This is a genomic window from Streptomyces sp. NPDC059874, from assembly GCF_042731135.1.
Classification (GTDB): Bacteria; Actinomycetota; Actinomycetes; order Streptomycetales; family Streptomycetaceae; genus Streptomyces.
In genome coordinates, this window is record NZ_JBHWJY010000001.1 from 50,438 (window position 1) to 68,681 (window position 18,244).

The window sequence follows — 18,244 nt, forward strand, 5'->3', positions numbered from 1 at the left end:
CCCGACGGGGGAGCGTCCGTCAGGAGTCCAGGGCGGCGAGGATCTCCGCCGTGCTGCTGACCTTGCCGATCCGCGGGAAGATCTTGTCGAAGGTGTGGGTGTGGGAGTCGGCGTCCAGGTCGGCGGTCGCGTCCTCGGCGAAGACCAGGTCGTAGCTGAGCTCCCAGGCGGTGCGGGCGGTGGACTCGACGCCCACGCTCGTGGAGATGCCGGCCAGCACGATGCGGTGGATGCCGCGGCGGCGCAGTTGGAGGTCGAGCTCGGTGCCGGTGAAGGCGCCCCAGTGGCGCTTGGTGACGACGACGTCGCCGAGGGCCGCGAGCTCGGCGGGGATCTGCGAGAACGCGGCGGGCGGGGCGGAGGCCGGGCCCGGGCGGTCCACGTTGGAGGTCGGCAGATCGCCGCCGTCGGGGGACCACGCCACCTTGACCAGCACTACGGGGAGCTTGCGGGCGCGGAAGGCCTCCGCGAGCTCGACGCCCTTCCGGAGGATCTCGGCGGAGGGCTTGGCGGTGCTCAGGCCCAGGATGCCCGTCTGGAGGTCGATGAGGACCAGGGCGGTGTCGTCGCCGAGGGTGAGGCGGTTCGGGTCGGTGGAGGTCATGCGGGCTCCTTCGCGCGGGGCGGGGCGGGCGGCTGAGGGTGGGGCCGGTCAGTCCTCGGCGAGGCGTCGCAGCAGGGGGACGGCTTCGGCGAGCAGGCGTTGTTCGGCGGGGCTCAGTCGCTCGTCGATCAGTTCGGCGATCCGGCCGTGTCCGGCCTCGCGGCGCTCGCGGACCAGGGCCTGCCCCTCGGGGGTGAGGGAGATGACCAGCCGGCGGCCGTCGGTGGGGTGCGGGCTCCGGGTGACGTAGCCGCCGGCCTGCAGGGTGTTGACCGTGGCGATCACGGACTGCGGTCGGATCTTCTCGGCCTGCGCCAGATCGGTGGCGGTGCAGGGGCCGAGCCGGTCGAGCCGCTTGAGGACGGACATCTGCGACAGGCTCACCCCGCCGCCCGCGGCGGCCCGCATCTGCCGGACCAGCATGCCGAGGGCCAGCTGGAGCTCTTCGGCGGTGTCGCGGGGCCGGGGAGGTTCTGCGGGCATAGGGGGACATTAGGTCGTATTCAGTCAAACTTGCAAGTCATCCTTACTGATCCGAGTGTCGCGGGCCCCTGGCTGTGATGCGAACGTGAGTACGAATATGGCGGCGTCTCGGCCTGCCCTGACGTCGGCGCTGACCGGCGCGGAACTGGCCCGCTGGTACTGGACGTTGGCGGAGCTGAGCGCGTTGGCGCGGGAGATGGGACTGTCGGCCGGGGGAGGCAAGGCCGCCGTCACCGCCCGGCTCGCCGCCGCCCTCGACGGCCTCCCCGAGCCGGCACTCGCTCCGGCCGGGCCCGCACCGCCCGCGGCCCGCCGCGCGGGGCGCGGGCTCACCCCCCCCGTCGACGGCTCGACCGTGATCCCGCCGGGGCAGCGGTGCGGTCAGGTGCTCCGGGAGTACTTCACGCGGGAGATCGGCCCCGGCTTCCACTTCCACGCCTTCATGCGCGAGTACGTCGGCCGCCGCGCGGGACACACCCTGGCCGACGCCGTCGCCCACTGGCACGCCACCCGGGCCCGCGCGGCCGAACCGCAGGAGGTGGGAGCCCGGTTCGAGTTCAACCGCTTCCTGCGCGCCTGGCACGCGGACCATCCCGGTGGCACCCGTACCGAGGCCTTGGCCGCCTGGCGGGATCACCGGGCCCGGCCCAGGAGCTGACCTCAGCGGGCCGGTTCCGCATCCGGCTCCGGCAGTCGCCGCGCCAGCGCCCACGCCAGGACCGGGAGTACGGCCAGTGGCAGCAGCGCGACGCGCAGCGAAGCGGCGTCCGCGAACGCGCCGATGAGCGGGCTCGCGAGGCCGCCCACGCTGACGGTCAGGCCGAGCGTGACCCCGCTCGCCGTGCCGATCCGCGTCGGGAGGTAGTCCTGGCCCAGGGTGACCTGGAGGGAGAAGGGCACGTACAGCGCGGTGGCGGCGAGCGCCGCGCAGGCGGGCACCAGGGGCAGCGGCAGGAAGAGGACCCCGGCGACGGCGGGCACGGCGGCGGCGTACGCCCGGCGGACGGTGGTCACCCGGCCCCACCGGCCGGCCAGCCGGCCGCCGAGCAGGGTGCCGCCGGCGCTGCCCGCGAAGAGGGCGAACAGGGCCACGGCGCCGGTGGTTTCACCGCCGCCGCGCTCACGTACGTACAGGGCGACGAAGGTGCTCAGGCCGGTGAACACGACCGAGCGGAGGATCACGACCAGGCACAGCCGCAGGAAGGCCCGCCGGTTCTCCGCGGCGGCGGCCGCGGGGACGCCCCGCGGCGCGGCCACGGACGGTCCTGCCCCACCCGCCGGGGCGGTCGGCCGGCCCAGGAGGACTCCGAGCGCGGCGGGGAGGGCCAGCAGCCACCAGCCGGCCGCCCCCGGTACCGCCAGCGCGGCCACGACCAGCAGCGGAGCGCAGGCGAAGCCGATGTTCCCGCCGAGCGCGAACCAGCTCATCGCCGTGTGCCCGGTACCGCCCGGGGCGGTGCGGACCGTACGGGCGGCCGCCGGGTGGTACGCGGCCACGCCCAGCCCGGACAGGGCGACGGCCGCGACCGTGGCCGCGTACCCGGCGTCCAGTCCGACCAGGGCGATGCCGAGCCCCGCGGCGGCCGTGGCCAGGGGGATCAGCCAGGGCATCGGCCGGCGGTCGGTCATCAGGCCGAACAGCGGCTGGACCACGGAGGAGAGCAGCGAGGCGGCGAGCACGATGCCGGACGCGGCGGCGTAACCGTAGGCGCGCTCCGACACGAGGAAGGGCACGAGCGCGGCGACGGCGCCCTGGTAGACGTCCACGCAGGCGTGACCCGCCGCGAGGGCGGCGACACGGCGCCGCACCGGAGCCGCAGGGAGGGCGGAACGCGACGGCTCCGCCGGATTCTTGACGGGGTTCGAGGGCTTCACCCATCGAGAATCGCCGTCGGCGCAGCCGTCCCGCTTCCGATAAATTGCCGAGTGATGCAGAAAATCCGCCACACGCCGCGCGCCGCCACCAGCATCCGCGAACTCGACACCGACATCGGCATCGACCCGCACCGCCACGACGACCACCAGATCGCCTACGCCGGTTCCGGGGTCCTGTCGATCACCACCGATGCCGGCACCTGGGTGGCCCCCGCGACCCGGGCCCTGTGGATCCCGGCCGGAACCGTGCACGAACACCGCGCGTTCGGTCGTACCGATCTGCACTCCGTGGGCCTGCCGACCCGCCTCAACCCGCTGTCCCTGGCCGCGCCGGCCGTCATCGCCGTGGGCCCGTTGCTGCGCGAGCTGATCCTGGCCTACACCCGCGCCCCGCAGGACGACACCCCCGCGCGGCGCCGGCTGCTCGCGGTCCTCCTCGACCAGCTGCGCGCCTCGCCGCTCCAGCCGCTGCACCTGCCCGCCCCCGCCGACCCGCGGCTCGCGGCGGTGTGCGCGCTGCTGCACGCCGACCCGGGGGACCCGCGGGGGCTGGCCGAGCTCGCGGTGGCGGCCGGGGCGGGGGCCGGCGAGCGGACGCTGAGCCGGCTCTTCCGCGCCGAGCTGGGGATGACGTTCCCGCAGTGGCGCACGCAGCTGCGGCTGCACCAGGCACTGCGGCTGCTGGCCGTCGGCACCCCCGTGACGGCGGTCGCGCACCGCTGCGGATGGTCGTCCGCGAGCGCGTTCATCGACGTCTTCCGGCGCGCCTTCGGGCACACGCCGGGGGCCTACGGCCGCTCGTAGTCCAGCCGCACCACGCCGTTGCCGAAGCTGCGGGTGCCCGCCAGGCGCAGTGGCACCAGGCCGCTGTCGGTGGGCGGGAAGAGCGGTTTGCCGCGACCGATGCGCACCGGGTGCACGTAGATCCGGTACGCGTCCACGAGGTCGAGGCGCAGGAAGGAGGCGGCGAGATCCGCCCCGCTCAGGATCAGGTCGGCGCCGGGCGCCGCCTTGAGCGCGGCGACCTCTTCCGGGACGACGTCACGCACGACGGTCGTGTTCCAGTCGGTCGGGCCCGGCGGGAGGGTGCGCGAGTACACGTACTTCGGCATGGACCGCCAGATCTCCGCGAACTCGGCCATCGGCCCGGCGTTCGCCGGGTCGGTGTCGGCGGTCGGCCAGAAGTCCACCATCAGCTCGTGGGTGACGCGGCCGCTGAGGAAACCGCCCATCGGGCGGAGCGCGTCGTTCATGTGCTGGTGCAGCTCGTCGTCGACTTGGTGCCAGTCGATGTTCCGCCCGGGCCCCTCGATGTAACCGTCGAGGGAGATGCCCGACATCAGGATGATCTTCCGCATACCCAGGCACGCTACATACTGGCCGGTGTGAAGACCTCAGACGACACGGCCGCCACCGACGACACCGTCCTGTTCGACGTGAAGGGCCGGACGGGGGTGGTCACCCTCAATCGCCCCAAGGCCCTCAACGCCCTCACCCACCCCATGGTGCTGCGGATCGACGAGGCCCTCACCGCCTGGGAGGACGACCCCGCCGTCCATCAGGTCCTGATCCGCGGGGCCGGTGAGCGCGGGCTGTGCGCGGGCGGGGACATCCGCGCCATCCACGACGACGCCAAGGCCGGGACCACCGCCTCCGCGGCCTTCTGGCGCGACGAGTACCGGCTCAACGCCCATATCGCCCGCTACTCCAAGCCGTACGTGGCCCTCATGGACGGCATCGTCATGGGCGGCGGCGTCGGGGTGTCGGCCCACGGCGGCGTCCGCATCGTCACGGAACGCTCGCGCGTCGCCATGCCCGAGACCGGCATCGGCTTCGTGCCCGACGTCGGAGGCACCTGGCTGCTCGGCCGCGCCCCCGGCCTGCTCGGCACCCATCTCGCCCTCACCGGATCCGCCGTGGGTGCCGCCGACGCACTGCTGTGCGGGCTCGCCGACCACTTCGTACCGGCCGCCCGGCTCCCGGAGCTGACCGCCGAACTCGCCGGGGCCCCGGTGGCGGAGGTCCTCCCGCGGTACGCGGCCACGCCGCCGCCCGGCGAACTCGCCGAGCGGCGGGCCTGGATCGACCGCTGTTACGCGGCGGACACCGTCGAGGAGATCGTCGAGCGGCTGTTCGCCGACGGGGACCCGGCCGCCAAGGAGACCGCCGAGACGATCCTGGCCAAGTCCCCGACCGCCCTCAAGACCACCCTCGCCGCCCTGCGCCGGGCCGCCGGCCTGACCACCCTGGAGCGGGTACTGGCCCAGGAGTTCCGGGTTTCCTGCAACGCGCTGACCTCGCCCGACCTGGTGGAGGGCATCCGGGCCCAGGTGGTCGACAAGGACCGCGACCCCCGCTGGTCCCCGGCCCGCCTGGAGGAGGTCACCGACGCCGAGGTGGAGCGGTTCTTCGCCCCGCTCGGCGCCGGCCGCGAACTGACCTTCCCGTAGGTCAGCCGCGACTGACGTACTCCCGCAGATGGCGGGCGGTCAGCGTGTCCGCCTCGGCCACCAGGGTCGACGGGGTGCCCTCGAAGACCACCCGGCCGCCGTCGTGACCGCCGCCCGGGCCGATGTCGATCAGCCAGTCGGCGTGCGCCATCACCGCCTGGTGGTGTTCGATGACGATCACCGAGTTCCCGTCGTCGACGAGCCGGTCCAGCAGCGCGAGCAGCTTGTCGACATCGGCCATGTGCAGGCCGGTGGTCGGCTCGTCGAGGATGTACGTCGAGGACTTCTCCGCCATGCTGATGGCGAGCTTCAGCCGCTGACGCTCACCGCCCGACAGGGTGCTGAGCGGCTGGCCGAGCCGCACGTAGCCCAGCCCCACGTCGGCGAGGCGGCCCAGGATCGCCCGGGCCTGGCCGGTGGTGAAGAACTCGTACGCCTCCGCCACCGGCATGTCCAGCACCTCGCTGATGTTCTTGTCGCGCAGCTGGTACGTGAGCACTTCGGGCGTGAACCGCTTGCCCTCGCACTCCTCGCAGACCGAGGACACGGCGGCCATCATCGCCAGGTCCGTGTAGACCAGACCGATGCCGTTGCAGTTCGCGCAGGCTCCCTCCGAATTCGCGCTGAACAGGGCCGCCTTGACTCCGTTGGCCTTGGCGAAGGCCGTCCGGATCGGGCCCGACAGGCCGGTGTACGTGGCCGGGTTGGAGCGGCGCGAACCGCGGATCGGCGACTGGTCGGCGACCACCACCCCGTCCCGCCCGGCCAGATGGCCGTGGATCAGCGAGCTCTTCCCGGAGCCGGCGACCCCGGTCACCACGGTCAGCACCCCCAGCGGCACGTCCACGCTGACGTCCTTCAGGTTGTGCAGATCGGCGCCCTTGACGGAGAGGTGGCCCTTCGGGACGCGCACCGACTCCCGCAGACGCGCCCGGTGTTCGAGGTGGCGGCCGGTGAGGGTACCCGAGGCGCGCAGCCCGGCCACGTCCCCGCTGTAGCAGAGCTGCCCGCCCGCCGTGCCCGCGCCCGGGCCGAGGTCCACGACGTGGTCGGCGATCGCGATGACCTCCGGCTTGTGCTCGACGACCAGCACGGTGTTGCCCTTGTCGCGCAGCCGCAGCAGCAGGTCGTTCATCCGCTGGATGTCGTGCGGGTGCAGGCCGGTGGTCGGCTCGTCGAAGACGTACGTGACGTCCGTGAGCGCGGAGCCCAGGTGGCGCACCATCTTGACCCGCTGGGCCTCGCCACCGGACAGGGTCCCGGCGGGGCGGTCCAGGCTGAGGTAGCCGAGCCCGATCTCGACGAGGGAGTGGAGCAGGTCTCCCAGGTTCGCGAGCAGCGGCGCCACGGCCGGGTCGTCGATCCGGCGGACGAAGGCGGCCAGGTCGCTGATCTGCATCGCCGAGCACTCGGCGATGTTCACGCCGTCGATGCGGCAGGAGAGCGCGGCCGCGGACAGGCGGGTGCCGGCGCACTCCGGGCAGTCGGCGAAGACGACGGCCCGGTCCACGAACGCCCGGATGTGGGACTGCATGGACTCGCGGTCCTTGGCCAGGTAGGTGCGGGACACCTTGGTGATCAGGCCCTCGTAGGTGAAGTTGTTCGACCCCACCTTCACCTTCACCGCGCTCTTGTGCAGGAAGTCCGCCCACTCCTGCTCGGTGAAGTCCTTGAGCTTCGTATCGGGAGAGTAGAAGCCGGAGTTGGCCATGATCTGCCAGTACCAGGAGTCCACGGCGAAGCCCGGCACGGTGATCGCGCCCTCGTTGAGGGAGAGTTCGCGGTCCACGAGCTGGTCCACGTCGATGTCGGAGACCTGCCCGATGCCCTCGCAGCGCGGGCACATGCCCTCGGGCGTGTTGAAGCTGAAGGCGGACGACGTGCCGATGTGCGGGGTCCCGAGGCGGGAGAACACGATCCGCAGCATGGTGGAGGCATCGGTCGCCGTACCCACGGTGGAACGGGAGTTGGCGCCCATCCGCTCCTGGTCGACGACGATGGCGGCGCTCAGGTTGTGCAGGGCGTCCACGTCCGGCCGGCCCAGGCTGGGCATGAAGGACTGGACGAAGGAGGTGTAGGTCTCGTTGATCATCCGCTGCGACTCGGCGGCGACGGTACCGAAGACGAGGGAGGACTTCCCGGAGCCGGAGACGCCGGTGAAGACGGTCAGGCGGCGCTTGGGGATGTCGAGGGAGACGTCCGTCAGGTTGTTCTCGCGGGCTCCGCGGACCTGGATGACCTGGTGGCTGTCCGCCGGGTTGACGAGGTTCGAGCTGTCCGCCCGCGCGGGGTCCGCCTGCCGCTGATCCGCCTGCTGCTGATCCGCCTGCCGCTGATCCGCCTGCTGCTGTTCCTCCTGCGCGGCGACCCAGTCGACGAGCTGGATGATCACCCCGTTCGGGTCGCTGACCTGGAACAGCCGCTCGCCCCAGGGCTCCTCGCGGAGCTCCATCGCGATGGGGGCGCCCTCGGTGCGCAGGCGCTCGTACTCGCCGGGCAGGTCGGCGACGGTGAAGGCGAGGATCAGCCCGCTCGCGTGCTGGTCGCGGAAGCCCTCGGGGAGGACCTCGATACCGCGCCGCAGGAAGATGACCTGGGGGCCGTCGGGGTGGCCGAGGGAGGCGAAGCCCTCGGCGGCCATGGTCTCGGTGTAGCCGAAGTGCCTGGTCAGGAAGGTGGCGGAGGCGGGGACATCGTCGACGGTCAGGGATATCGCGGTGCTGGCGATCTGCACGGAACTCCTCGCGGTGGCGGCGTCTCGGGCTTACTTTATACATTGTACTCTATACGACGTAGTGAGTTTTGGTTCTCTGGATGGGAGGCATCGGTATGGCCAAGGACCGGAGCGGCGCGGGCGATCCCGTGCGCACGCTGGAACTGCTGTGGCGGGAGCCCGGGCAGGAGCCGGCCCGGCCGGGACGGCGCGGGCCCCGGCAGGGGCTCAGCGTGGACGCCGTGGTGCTGGCCGCGACCGCCCTCGCCGACGAGGAGGGGCTCGCCGCGCTGACCATGCGGGCGCTGGCCCAGCGCCTCGGAGTGACGCCGATGACCCTGTACACGTACGTCCCCGGGAAGGCCGAGCTGCTCGACCTGATGCTGGACGAGGCGTACCGGCGGATGGACCGCCGGCCCCCCGGCGAGCGGGACCCGTGGCAGGAGCAGGTCACTCGGATCGCCGACGACAACCGCGACCTGCTCACCCGGCACCCGTGGATCGCGGACCTGTCGGTCACCCGCCCGCCGCTGGGCCCGGGTGTGATCGCGAAGTACGAGTACGAACTGGGAGCCTTCGAGGGCATCGGCCTCGCCGACACCGAGATGGACGCCGCCCTCACCCACCTCCTCGGCTTCGTCCACGCGAACGCCCGCGCCGCCGCGGACGCGGCCGCCCACAACAGCAGGCAGAGCGACGAGGAGTGGTGGGCCGTCAGCGCCCCCCTCCTGGAACGGGCCATGGACCCCGAGCGCTACCCGCTCGCCGGCCGCGTGGGCAGCGCGGTCGGCGCCTACGACCCGGACACGGTCTGGTCCTTCGGCCTCCGGTGCGTCCTGGACGGCCTGGCCCGACTGATCGACTCCCGGGCCGAGCGGCCCGAGAGGTAAACCGTTGTACCGACCCCACACGATCCCGGCATCATGTGCCCGGTGATCGACGACCGAGTCCTGCTCCTGGCCCCCCGCGCCACCGACACCGTGCGCCGCCTCACCGAGACGGCCACGGCCCGCGGCCTGCGCGCGGTGACGGCGGAGGGCTGGCGAGCGCCCGACGGCCCGCGGGACGCCGGCCGCACCCACCTCTACGGAGGGCCGCTCCTGGCCGACCGGGTGGCCGGGGAACTGGACGTCGCCGCCCTGCAGCCACCGGCCGACTGGTTGGCGCGACTGCCGGTCGCACTGACCGGCCGCCGCGTCGAGGCGGTCACACTGGCGCAGGCGCGCCGGCTGCGGCGGCCGGCCTTCGTCAAACCGCCGACGGACAAGCTCTTCCCGGCCCGGATCCATCCGGACGGCTCGCGGCTGCCCGGACCGGACGCCTTCGACGACGACCTGCCGGTGCTGGTCAGCGACATCGTCCGGTTCGACCGTGAGTACCGGCTGTTCGTCCTCGACGGAGCCGTACACGTCGGCAGCCGGTACTCCGTCGGCCCGCGGCTCGACCCGGCGCGGCTCGCGCAGGACCCGTACGCGGCGGAAGTCCGCGCCTTCGCAGCCGAGCTGCTCGCCGCCGCCGACGGCTCCCTGCCATCTGCCGCGGTGGTGGACGTCGGGCTGCTCGACGAGGGCGGCTGGGCGGTCGTCGAGGCGAACCCGGCCTGGGCCAGCGGTGGTTACGCCTGCGACCCCGGGAAGGTACTCGACGTGGTGCTCCGCGCCGCCGGGCCCAAGGCCGAGACCGCACCGGAGGACCTGCCGTTCGTCCGGGCGGCCGGACGCGCTACCGGTAGCCCGTGACGTCCGCCGGGTGGCCCGGGTCCTGGACCTCGACCATGTAGCGCCAGGCGTCCGGGCGGCTGCCGTCGAGGTCAGTGAAGCCGTAGACGCCGGCGAGGCCACCGCTGGAGAGGGACCGGCCGTTCCAGCGGGACACCTCCGGGTCGGCGGCCAGCGCGGCGACCGCGCGGCCCACGTACGACGGGGTCTCCGAGATCGCGAAGTGCGGGACCTTCGTCAGGGCGTCCCGCCAGTTCGCCTCCGTCACACCGAAGTTGTCGAGCATCATCTCCGAGCGCAGCCAGCCCGGGGTCAACGCCACCGCCGTCGCCCCGCGCGGGCCCAGCTCGTGCCCCAGGGCGAACGCCATCCGCAGGACCGAGGACTTGGCGATGTCGTAGAAGAACGAATTGCGGTAGCGACTCGCGTTGTACTCGGCGGTGCCGTCCGTCATCTCCACCACCAGGCCGCCCGGCTCGCGCAGCAGCAGCGGCAACGCGTGGTGACTCGTGATGGCATGGGTCTCCACCGCGAGGCGCAGCAGACGCAGACCGTTGTCCAGGTCGTGTTCCCAGACCGTGCTGTCCCACTCGAAGAGCCGTTCCCCGCCCCAGACGTCGTTCACCAGGACGTTCAGGCGACCCTGCTCGGCATCGATCCGGGCGACCAGCGCCTCCACCTCCGCCGGGACGAGGTGGTCGGCGACCACCGGGACGCCCCGGCCGCCCGCCGACGTGACCAGCTCGGCGGTCTCCTCGATCGTCTCGGGCCGGTCGTACTCGGACCGCCGGCCCCGCGTGCTGCGCCCCGATACGTACACCGTCGCGCCCCGCGCCCCCAGCTGGACCGCGATCCCGCGGCCCGCGCCGCGCGTCGCGCCGGCCACGAGGGCGACCCTGCCTTCGAGTGTTCGCTGTGTCGGCTCCGCTTCGGGCATGTGCCGACCCTACGACGGCACGTGCGGCCCCCGCCTGCCGAACACGGCGATCACGGCCAGCGAGAGCAGGAGTCCGCCGGCTCCCGCGGCCAGCGCCGGGCCCGGCCCCCACAGGGTCCAGGCCGCCCCGAAGAGCACCGACCCCGCGAAGCGGGCCAGGGCCTGCGCGGTCTGGAGCACCGCGAGCCCGGTGGTGCGCAGCTCGGCCGGGAGCACCGACCCGGCCGCGGCCATCAGCACCCCGTCCGTGGCGGCGTAGAACAGGCCGAGGAGGGTGAGGACGCCGACGACGAGCGGGGGCCCGGCCGCTCCCGGGACCAGGAGCAGCAGGCACGCGCCGACCAGCAGGACGTGCCCGCCGAGGAAGACCCGGCGCCGGCCCAGCCGGTCGGCGAACCGGCCCGCGGGCACCGCCGCCAGCAGGAACACGGCCGCCGTGCCGACGGGCAGCAGCGGGAAGTACGCCGCCGGCAGGTCGAGCCGGCGCTGGAGCAGCAGGTAGAGGAAGGCGTCGCCGACGGTGAACAGGCCGAGGGCGGCGGACGTCAGGCAGAGCCGCCGCAGCTCGGGGATCCGGACGAGGGTGCGGACGGGGGCCCGGGCCGGGCCGGGGACGGCGGGCGCGGGGGCCTCCCGTACGAAGAGGGCGAGCAGCGCCACCCCCAGTACGGCGACGCAGCAGCTGACGGTGAACACGGTGTCGTACCCGTCCACCACCACCCACAGCACCCCGAACGCGGCCAGCGGCCCCAGCAGCGCGCCCGCCGTGTCCAGGGCGCGGTGCACCCCGAAGGCGCGACCCTGGTCCTGCGGCGGGCAGGACAGCGAGATCAGCGCGTCGCGCGGGGCGGTGCGCAGGCCCTTCCCCGCCCGGTCGGCGGCGAGCACCGCCGCCACCGACCAGGGGGTGGCGACGACGAGCAGGGCCGCCTTGCAGGCTGCGGAGAGCGCGTAGCCGGTGCCCGCCACGAGTTTGCGGCGCCGGGTGCGGTCCGCGACCCGGCCGCCCACGATGCGCAGCAGCGCGGTGGCGCCCTGGTGGAGTCCGTCCAGGGCGCCGAACGCGAGCGGGGACATGCCGAGTCCGGCCACCAGGTACAGCGGCAGGACCGCGGTCACCATCTCCGCGGAGACGTCCGTGACCAGGCTGACCAGGCCGAGCGCGATCACCGTTCCGGGGACGGCCCGCAAGGGTCCCCGGGCGGGAGAGGTGCGCCCGGCGATGTCCGCGGCCCGGCTGGTCGACAGGTACACGGATGCCTCCCTCAGAACCAGTTGACGGTGAGCGGGAACGCGGCGGTGACGGTCGTGCCCGTGGAATCGGTCGCGGTCGCGGTGACCTGGACCGTGCCGACGGACCACGGCTTGCCGCTGATCCGGCCCGTTCCGGCGTCGACGGTCAGGCCGAAGGGCAGGCCCGTGGCCGCGTAGCGGATCGGGGACGTGCCTCCGGTGGCGCTCAGCTGGATGGTGCAGGACTGGTTGAACTTGCAGGTCTTGGGTCCGAGGTTGGCCAGCTTCAGATCACCCGTGGTGGGGGTGGGCGTCGGCGTGGGTGTCGGGGTCGGCGTGGGGGTCGACGTGGGAGTCGGCGTCGGGGTCGGGGTGGTGCCGGTGGTGAAGACCTCGCTGATCGGCTGCACGTTGGCCGCGTTGCCCGCGTGCGTCGCCGTGCCGAAGAGGTCCTCGAAGGTGCGCAGGAGATGGTGGTGGTTGAAGGCCGTGCCGTACGTGCCCGTCTTGACGTTCGCGCCGTAGAACACGGTGGCGATCTGGTTCGAGCCCAGGTAGTTGTCCTCGTCCCAGGTCAGCACCAGTAGACTGTTGTTGGCCTTGGCCCACTGCGCGTAGGCGTCGATGTTGTTCTTCGTCCAGGTGTCACCCGTGTTGACCGAGCACGAGTGCATGTCGTTGCACTGGTTCGGGACGATGAACGAAAGGCTCGGCAGCGCCGCGAAGTTGTTCTGCGGGAACTGCGCCCAGGTCTTGCCGGTGTTCAGCGGCACGTTCTTGAAGGCGAACCACGGATTGTGCTTCTGCGCGTACTGGCCGTTCGTGCAGGCCGTGGAACCCTCGCTCGGCAGGTCCTCGTTGTACGTCGCGAAGGACTTGCCGGCCGCGATCAGCTCCTGGCCGAGGTTGGCCGCCGTCATCGACTGCGGGGTGTAGCAGCCGTCCCCCGTGATGCCCTGCGTGGCGCCGGAGAAGAGGTTGAAGTAGTTCGGCTGGCTGGGGTGGGTCAGCGCCTTCATCCCGGTCAGGCTCGCGCCGCCGCCCGCCAGCTGGTTGATGTACGGGGCGTTGGAGCTGCCGATGATCTCGCCGTACTGCTTGTTCTCGTACACGACGACCACCACGTGGTCGTACGAGGGCAGGGCCGCGGCGGCCGCCGGCGCGGCGACGGTGGAACCGGTCTCCGCGGCCTGTGAGTTGGCCACGGTGAAGGCGCCCAGCAGGCCGAGCGCGCCGAGTGCGGCCACGATCGCGGAGCGTCGGGCCCCGCGTCTCGCGGCCGTTCGGGGTGAGGGAGTGGACATGGTGGTTCCTCCTGTGTGTGGTGTCATTCCTCGCGCCGGGCCGCTCCGGCCACGGCGATGTTCAGGAACCGCGGTACGGGCCGACCCCGGTCGCGGAAGTCCTCCGCGACCGCGGCCCGTACCGCCGCCAGTCGGGCCTCGGGCAGCAGCACCAGAACGCTCCGCCCCGGCCGCTGCCCGGGCTGCCAGGCGCTGAGTGCCCCGGCCGCGCGGGTACGGGCCGTGGCCCGGGCCAGATCGGCCGGCCGGTCCGCCGGGTCCCCGCGTACGGCCATCAGCACCAGCCGTGCGCCCGAAGCGGCCGGGTCGAAGTCGACGTACCGTCGGCCCCGGGCCGGATCCGGGCCCAGCAGCAGGGCCTGCCCGGGCCGGGCGAACAACACGGCCCGGCGCAGTGCGTCGTCCCCGTCGGGCAGGGCGTCGGCCAGCAGTCGGGCCACGTGGGCGCGGTCCGGCTCCTCGTCCGGGCCGCCGTGTACGTCGGCCACCGCCAGCGCGATCGCGCAGTCCGCGGGCTCCGCCGTGGCCAGACCGGCGGCCGCCGTGAGCGAACCCTGCACGTGCAGGTCGGTCCCGCCGCGGCCGTGGCCGGCCCGGGCCAGCGCCCGCAGCACCGCGTACGGCCGCACGGCCCAGTCGGGGGCGTCGGGCGGCGGCCCGGTCAGGGTCAGCGGCAGATCGCAGCTGTCGGCGGGGTGGGCGAGGGAGCTGAGCCGCACCAGCCCGTCGGTCCGCGGGGCCGCGGCGGCGGCCGTGGGCCACCCGGCCGCCGCGACCAGCCCGGGGGAGCCGAGGTGGAACGCGTACGGGGCACTCCACACGGCAGCCGGGGGCCGCCCGTGCGCGGCCTCCAGGGCATAGGCGACGAGCCGGAACAACGGATCGGCGGTCGCCCGCCGAGCCAGGTCGCCTCCGGCGCGGTGGGCGGGGTCGGCGGCTTCGGCGCCGCCCGTGCGGGCGCAGGCCGCGGCGGGGTCCGGAGCGGCGGTGGTCGGGGGCGGTGGGGTCGGTCGTCCCCTGGACGGGGCCGTCATCGGGTGTCCTTGCGGGCCAGGAGGCGGTAGGCGTTGCCGCCGTCCGTGTGGTGGGCCGCTGTGGTGCGGAGGGCGTCGAGGGCCGCCGCCGCCGCGAAGAAGGGGAGTGCGGCCACCCGGACGGCTCCGGCCAGGGCCCGCCGGCCCGGGGTGGGCGGGGGGCCCCACGGCCGATCGGGGTCCGGGGCGAGCCGGGTCGCGGTGAGGGCGACCGCGCCGAAGAAGTCGTTGCCCTGGTGGGCCGGGCCGTGCTCCTCGGCCAGGACGGTCAACCCCCGGTCGGCCAGCGCCTCCCGCAGGTTCGCGGCCGGGATCAGGTGCTGGTGCTGCGGCTGGAACCACGGCAGCCACGCCGGGCCGAGCAGCTCGGCCATCCGGGACTGCGGATCGGGCAGCTCGATGGTCAGGTACCCGCCGGGCGCGAGCACCGCGGCCGCCGCGTCCAGCTCGGCCAGCGGATCCCGCGTGTGCTCCAGGTAGTGGTACATGCTGACCACCTCGTACTGCCCCGCCAGTTTCGACGCGAACTCCGGGAACTGGCCCTGGTATCCGGTCCCCACCCACCCCCGGTGCTCCGCCTCGCGGACCCCTTCGCCCATGTCCAGCCCGTCGAACCGGGTCCGCGGCCACACGGCCCGCGCCGCGTTGCAGAAGTGGCCGTGCCCGGTCCCGACGTCCAACCAGGAGGAGGGAACGACGTGCGGGCGGAGCATCTCGGCCCGACTCCGGTAGGCCGCGCCGAGCCGCCCGAAGACCGTGCCGGCCCCCTCGCCGCCGCGCCCGTCGTAGAAGTCCCGGTAGTAGAACTCCAGCCCCTCCAAGGTCAGTCGGGGGTTCTGGAACACGTGCCCGCAGTCTTCGCAGCGCTCCAGCGTGAACCGGCCGGGCTTGCCCTGGAGCAGGTCCGGCACGCTCACCCGAACGGCCAGCCGGTGCGAGCCGCACCACGGGCAGTCCGGGCGGCGCGGTTCGAGGAACCGGTCGGTGCCGGCGGCCAGGTCGGCCCGGTAGGCCGCGGCCTTGGCGACGTCCGCATCCCCCCGGTGGCGGGCCGCGGCCGAGGCCGTACGCACGGCAGCGCCGAGGGAGCGCAACGGCCGGCCGGCGGTCGCCCGGGGCAGATCGGCCGGGCGCAGCGGGGAGCCCGGCCCGCCGAGGGCGAGGTAGGGCTGCAGCCAGTACAGTCCGGCCGCCGCCGCGCCCCACCGGCCCTGACGTACGACGGCACCCGCGAGCAGCGCCAGCCCGAAGAGCTGCGCGGCGGCGAGGGCTCCCGGCGGCAGCCCCTGGGCCCGCAGCTCGGCGGCCCGCGCCGGCCCTCGCGCCGCCCCTTGGCTCCCCGGGGCCCCGCAGCTCAGCGCCGGGGCGATGGCCAGCCCCGTCGCGTCGGCCGCGTACTCCTTCAAACGGCGGGTGAGCGCGAGGAGTTCCGCAGGTCCGGGGCGCGGCCCGGCCGCGTCCACCCCGGCCCGCGCGAGCACCTCCTCCGCGACGAGCACGGCGAACCCCGCCCCCCGCCCCTCGCCCAGCCGGTCCTCCCGGTAGCGGGCCGGGTCCACCAGGCGCAGCAGCCCGAGCACCCGCTCGGTGGCCAGATCCGCGGGCAGCAGGTCCAGCACCCGCAGCCCCTCCCGCTCGGCGTGCGCACAGGCGGCGAGGAAGGTGGCCGGGTCGGGCTCCACGCCCCGGGCGGTGAGCAGCCGCCACCCGGCGGCGCGCGGCAACGCCGTGGCGGCCGGCGGCACCACCGGCAGCACGTGGATCGCCCGCAACCGCCGCCGGGTGCGCACGGTGCCCGCACCGAGCGCGGCCAGCAGCACCGCCGGGACCCAGCGGATCCGGGGGAGCGGGGGTGGTGTCATAGGAGTTTCTCCAACCGGTCGGCCGCGGCGGCGGCCCCGCCCGCCGCGGCGAATGAGGCCTGGATCCGCCGGGCGGCCCGGCGGGGGCCGGGGTCGTCCAGCACGGCCGTGAGCGCGTCGCGCAGTTCCTCGGCCCGGGTCCTGCCGAACCGCACCCGGACCCCCGCCCCCGCCTCGACGACCTGCCGGGCCACGATCGGCTGGTCGTCCCGGATCGGGGCGACCACCAGGGGCAGCCCGTGCGCGAGGGACTCGCAGACGGTGTTGTGGCCGCCGTGGCAGACCACCGCGTCCAGGTGCGGCAACAGCTCCAGCTGCGGGACCCGCTCCTGGAGCAGCAGGTGGCCGGGTGGATCCCCGATCAGGGCGGAGGGCGCGGCCAGTACCAGCTGCACCTCCCCGGCGAGCCGTTCGGCGGCGCCCAGCACCGACCGGTAGAAGCGGCCGCCCGCCTCCTGGTTGAGGGTGCCCAGCGACACCAGCACGCGCTTGCGCGCCGGGTCCAGCCGCTGCCAGGGGAAGTCGGGAGGCGTGGGGCGGGCCCCGAAGGCCGGCCCGACGAAGGCGAAGTGCGACGCGAACTCCGCCGACGGCCCCACGAGTTCGGGAGTGGAGAAGACGAGCACCAGCCGCTCCGAGAACCGGGGGTCCCAGTCCGGTCCCTCACCCGCGGAGCCGAACTCCGCGAGCAGGCCGGCGATCTGCTCGGCCACCCACTCCCCGACCTTCGGGAAGTCCGCGAAGGGCCGGGTCAGTTCGGCCGAGGTGCTGGCCGAGGTGGCCCACGGGACGCCGAGCCGCCGGGCGACCAGCGGCCCGGCCAGGGCCTGTTGGTCGGCGACCAGCACGTCCGGCTCGAAGGCGTGCACCGCCCGGGTCACCCCCGGGACCATGGCCCGGGCCAGCGGGACGAGGGCCTCCTCCCAGAGGAACCGCAGTGCCCCGACCCCGCGCAGATCGCGCCACCGTTCGTGCAGATCGGCGTAGGTGCCGCCGATCTCCCGGCCACCGTCCTCCTCGCCGGCCGGCAGGATCCGGGCCCGCGCCGGCAGCAGCCCGGCCAGTGCGGAGGCCGGACCGGTCCAGGCGATCTCGTGCCCCCGGGCGACCAGTTCGGCTCCGACGGCCACGGTCGGATTGACGTGCCCCGCGAGCGGGGGGACCGCGAAGAGCACCCTCACGGGACCAGAGCTCCCGCCCGCGCGGAGTGCTCGGCGGAAGGATCGCCCAGGCCGGCGGTCGCGTCGAGGTGCGCCAGCACGGTCTTGCGCAGCGCCCCGCTGCTCTCCTTCAGTACGTCGTGGCCCAGGCCCGGCAGGATCTCGATCGACGCGACCTCCGGGGCGTGCCGGACCAGTTCCCGCGCGCCCGGCACGAGTTCGGAGTGCTCGCCGCAGACGATCAGCACCGGGCAGCGCAGCCGGGCGTAGTCGGCCGGGGTGAAGGTGCGGCTCCCGGCGATGTCGTCGATCAGTGTGGTGCGGTTGAGGAGGGCGTCCGCGATCGCCGTCAGGTTGGCCGCCTTGCGCAGCCGCAGGCCGAGCAGCTCGGTCGGGACCGGGCTGTCCTCCAGGCTGAGCGCGGCGGCGGACAGGGTGTCGACCATGTTCTCCACCCAGCCGCCGCTGAGCGGGGGTTCGAGGAGGGTGAGCCCTGCGACTAGGTCGGGCCGGGCCAGGGCGGCGTGCAGCGCGAGGGTGCCGCCGTAGCTGTTGCCGACCAGGTGGACCGGGCGCCCGCCGAGGTCCAGGGCGCCGAGCAGCGCGAAGAGGTCGCGTACGGCCGTGCGGCTGTCGTACCCGGTGGCCGGCCGCTCGGTGCGGCCGTGGCCGCGCAGGTCGTAGAGGACGGTCTCGTACCCGGCCCGGGCCACCGGGACGGCCAACGGGCAGTAGAAGGAGGACAGGTTGTCGACGACCAGCCCGTGCAGGAACACGACGACGGGCCGGTCGGGGCCGGCGGCCCCGGCGTCTGCCGGGAGCCGCTGGACGTGGAAGCGCAGGGAGCCCGCGAGGACGACGGCCATGGCGG

The 18,244-nt window shown here is 74.0% G+C and carries 17 protein-coding genes; 5 read left to right on the plus strand and 12 right to left on the minus strand.

What is annotated here, in order from left to right; all coding sequences use genetic code 11:
• Window positions 1–19: 19 nt before the first annotated feature.
• Window positions 20–604 (minus strand): hydrolase, encoded by a 585-nt coding sequence (locus tag ACFV9H_RS00200; protein ID WP_385391303.1) that lies wholly within the window; start codon window positions 602–604, stop codon window positions 20–22.
• A 48-nt stretch (window positions 605–652) separates the two neighbouring features.
• Complete coding sequence (locus tag ACFV9H_RS00205) at window positions 653–1,087, minus strand: MarR family winged helix-turn-helix transcriptional regulator (RefSeq protein WP_385391305.1); 435 nt, start codon at window positions 1,085–1,087, stop codon at window positions 653–655.
• Between the two features lie 85 nt (window positions 1,088–1,172).
• Here ACFV9H_RS00205 and ACFV9H_RS00210 point away from each other — a divergent pair, with 85 nt between their 5' ends.
• Entirely contained in the window at window positions 1,173–1,745 is a 573-nt protein-coding gene (locus ACFV9H_RS00210) for a DUF6434 domain-containing protein (protein WP_385391307.1), read from the plus strand.
• A 2-nt stretch (window positions 1,746–1,747) separates the two neighbouring features.
• On the opposite strand, the gene ACFV9H_RS00215 is transcribed toward ACFV9H_RS00210, so the two are convergent.
• Window positions 1,748–2,896, minus strand: coding sequence for an MFS transporter (locus ACFV9H_RS00215; protein WP_385391583.1), 1,149 nt, complete (start codon window positions 2,894–2,896; stop codon window positions 1,748–1,750).
• Between the two features lie 120 nt (window positions 2,897–3,016).
• Here ACFV9H_RS00215 and ACFV9H_RS00220 point away from each other — a divergent pair, with 120 nt between their 5' ends.
• The gene (locus ACFV9H_RS00220) at window positions 3,017–3,766 is read left to right on the plus strand and encodes an AraC family transcriptional regulator (protein WP_385391309.1); all 750 of its coding nucleotides are present in this window, start codon (window positions 3,017–3,019) and stop codon (window positions 3,764–3,766) included.
• Here the strand turns inward: ACFV9H_RS00220 and ACFV9H_RS00225 are convergent.
• Entirely contained in the window at window positions 3,751–4,320 is a 570-nt protein-coding gene (locus ACFV9H_RS00225) for a dihydrofolate reductase family protein (RefSeq protein ID WP_385391310.1), read from the minus strand. The two genes, ACFV9H_RS00220 and ACFV9H_RS00225, sit on opposite strands and share 16 nt — an antisense overlap.
• Before the next feature lie 27 nt (window positions 4,321–4,347).
• Here ACFV9H_RS00225 and ACFV9H_RS00230 point away from each other — a divergent pair, with 27 nt between their 5' ends.
• Window positions 4,348–5,412: an enoyl-CoA hydratase/isomerase family protein gene (locus ACFV9H_RS00230; RefSeq protein WP_385391312.1), complete on the plus strand. Its 1,065-nt coding sequence runs from the start codon at window positions 4,348–4,350 to the stop codon at window positions 5,410–5,412.
• 1 nt (window position 5,413) lies between these two features.
• Here ACFV9H_RS00230 and ACFV9H_RS00235 read toward each other — a convergent pair whose 3' ends face one another.
• Complete coding sequence (locus ACFV9H_RS00235; RefSeq protein WP_385391313.1) at window positions 5,414–8,146, minus strand: ATP-binding cassette domain-containing protein; 2,733 nt, start codon at window positions 8,144–8,146, stop codon at window positions 5,414–5,416.
• A gap of 80 nt (window positions 8,147–8,226) precedes the next feature.
• Here ACFV9H_RS00235 and ACFV9H_RS00240 point away from each other — a divergent pair, with 80 nt between their 5' ends.
• The gene (locus tag ACFV9H_RS00240) at window positions 8,227–9,015 is read left to right on the plus strand and encodes a TetR/AcrR family transcriptional regulator (protein WP_385391315.1); all 789 of its coding nucleotides are present in this window, start codon (window positions 8,227–8,229) and stop codon (window positions 9,013–9,015) included.
• Window positions 9,016–9,048: 33 nt separating this feature from the next.
• Entirely contained in the window at window positions 9,049–9,864 is an 816-nt protein-coding gene (locus tag ACFV9H_RS00245) for an ATP-grasp domain-containing protein (RefSeq protein WP_385391317.1), read from the plus strand.
• Here ACFV9H_RS00245 and ACFV9H_RS00250 read toward each other — a convergent pair.
• Genes ACFV9H_RS00250 through ACFV9H_RS00280 form a run of 7 tightly spaced genes read right to left on the minus strand, consistent with a single transcriptional unit; the run spans window position 9,848 to window position 18,239 of the window.
• Window positions 9,848–10,780, minus strand: a complete 933-nt coding sequence (locus ACFV9H_RS00250; RefSeq protein ID WP_385391318.1) for an SDR family oxidoreductase — start codon at window positions 10,778–10,780, stop codon at window positions 9,848–9,850. The genes ACFV9H_RS00245 and ACFV9H_RS00250 overlap by 17 nt on opposite strands.
• Window positions 10,781–10,789: 9 nt before the next feature.
• Entirely contained in the window at window positions 10,790–12,034 is a 1,245-nt protein-coding gene (locus ACFV9H_RS00255) for an MFS transporter (protein WP_385391319.1), read from the minus strand.
• A gap of 11 nt (window positions 12,035–12,045) precedes the next feature.
• Window positions 12,046–13,317 (minus strand): alkaline phosphatase family protein, encoded by a 1,272-nt coding sequence (locus tag ACFV9H_RS00260; protein WP_385391320.1) that lies wholly within the window; start codon window positions 13,315–13,317, stop codon window positions 12,046–12,048.
• Window positions 13,318–13,340: 23 nt separating this feature from the next.
• Window positions 13,341–14,351 carry a galactokinase gene (locus ACFV9H_RS00265; protein WP_385391322.1) on the minus strand — a complete coding sequence of 337 codons (1,011 nt, stop codon included), beginning with the start codon at window positions 14,349–14,351 and terminating at the stop codon, window positions 13,341–13,343.
• Window positions 14,348–16,213, minus strand: a complete 1,866-nt coding sequence (locus ACFV9H_RS00270; RefSeq protein WP_385391324.1) for a class I SAM-dependent methyltransferase — start codon at window positions 16,211–16,213, stop codon at window positions 14,348–14,350. The genes ACFV9H_RS00265 and ACFV9H_RS00270 overlap by 4 nt, the downstream gene beginning before the upstream one ends.
• Window positions 16,210–17,388 (minus strand): glycosyltransferase, encoded by a 1,179-nt coding sequence (locus tag ACFV9H_RS00275; protein WP_385391584.1) that lies wholly within the window; start codon window positions 17,386–17,388, stop codon window positions 16,210–16,212. The genes ACFV9H_RS00270 and ACFV9H_RS00275 overlap by 4 nt, the downstream gene beginning before the upstream one ends.
• A gap of 2 nt (window positions 17,389–17,390) precedes the next feature.
• Complete coding sequence (locus tag ACFV9H_RS00280) at window positions 17,391–18,239, minus strand: alpha/beta fold hydrolase (RefSeq protein ID WP_385391325.1); 849 nt, start codon at window positions 18,237–18,239, stop codon at window positions 17,391–17,393.
• Between the last annotated feature and the right edge of the window lie 5 nt (window positions 18,240–18,244).

Excerpts from the sequence above, each read along its gene's own strand:
- ACFV9H_RS00200 (WP_385391303.1), bottom strand. The coding sequence starts at position 604 with ATGACCTCCACCGACCCGAACCGCCTCACCCTCGGCGACGACACCGCC.
- ACFV9H_RS00205 (WP_385391305.1), bottom strand. The coding sequence starts at position 1,087 with ATGCCCGCAGAACCTCCCCGGCCCCGCGACACCGCCGAAGAGCTCCAG.
- ACFV9H_RS00260 (WP_385391320.1), bottom strand. The coding sequence starts at position 13,317 with ATGTCCACTCCCTCACCCCGAACGGCCGCGAGACGCGGGGCCCGACGC.
- ACFV9H_RS00265 (WP_385391322.1), bottom strand. The coding sequence starts at position 14,351 with ATGACGGCCCCGTCCAGGGGACGACCGACCCCACCGCCCCCGACCACC.
- ACFV9H_RS00240 (WP_385391315.1), top strand. The coding sequence starts at position 8,227 with ATGGGAGGCATCGGTATGGCCAAGGACCGGAGCGGCGCGGGCGATCCC.
- ACFV9H_RS00250 (WP_385391318.1), bottom strand. The coding sequence starts at position 10,780 with ATGCCCGAAGCGGAGCCGACACAGCGAACACTCGAAGGCAGGGTCGCC.
- ACFV9H_RS00270 (WP_385391324.1), bottom strand. The coding sequence starts at position 16,213 with ATGACACCACCCCCGCTCCCCCGGATCCGCTGGGTCCCGGCGGTGCTG.
- ACFV9H_RS00220 (WP_385391309.1), top strand. The coding sequence starts at position 3,017 with ATGCAGAAAATCCGCCACACGCCGCGCGCCGCCACCAGCATCCGCGAA.
- ACFV9H_RS00245 (WP_385391317.1), top strand. The coding sequence starts at position 9,049 with ATGTGCCCGGTGATCGACGACCGAGTCCTGCTCCTGGCCCCCCGCGCC.
- ACFV9H_RS00280 (WP_385391325.1), bottom strand. The coding sequence starts at position 18,239 with ATGGCCGTCGTCCTCGCGGGCTCCCTGCGCTTCCACGTCCAGCGGCTC.
- ACFV9H_RS00225 (WP_385391310.1), bottom strand. The coding sequence starts at position 4,320 with ATGCGGAAGATCATCCTGATGTCGGGCATCTCCCTCGACGGTTACATC.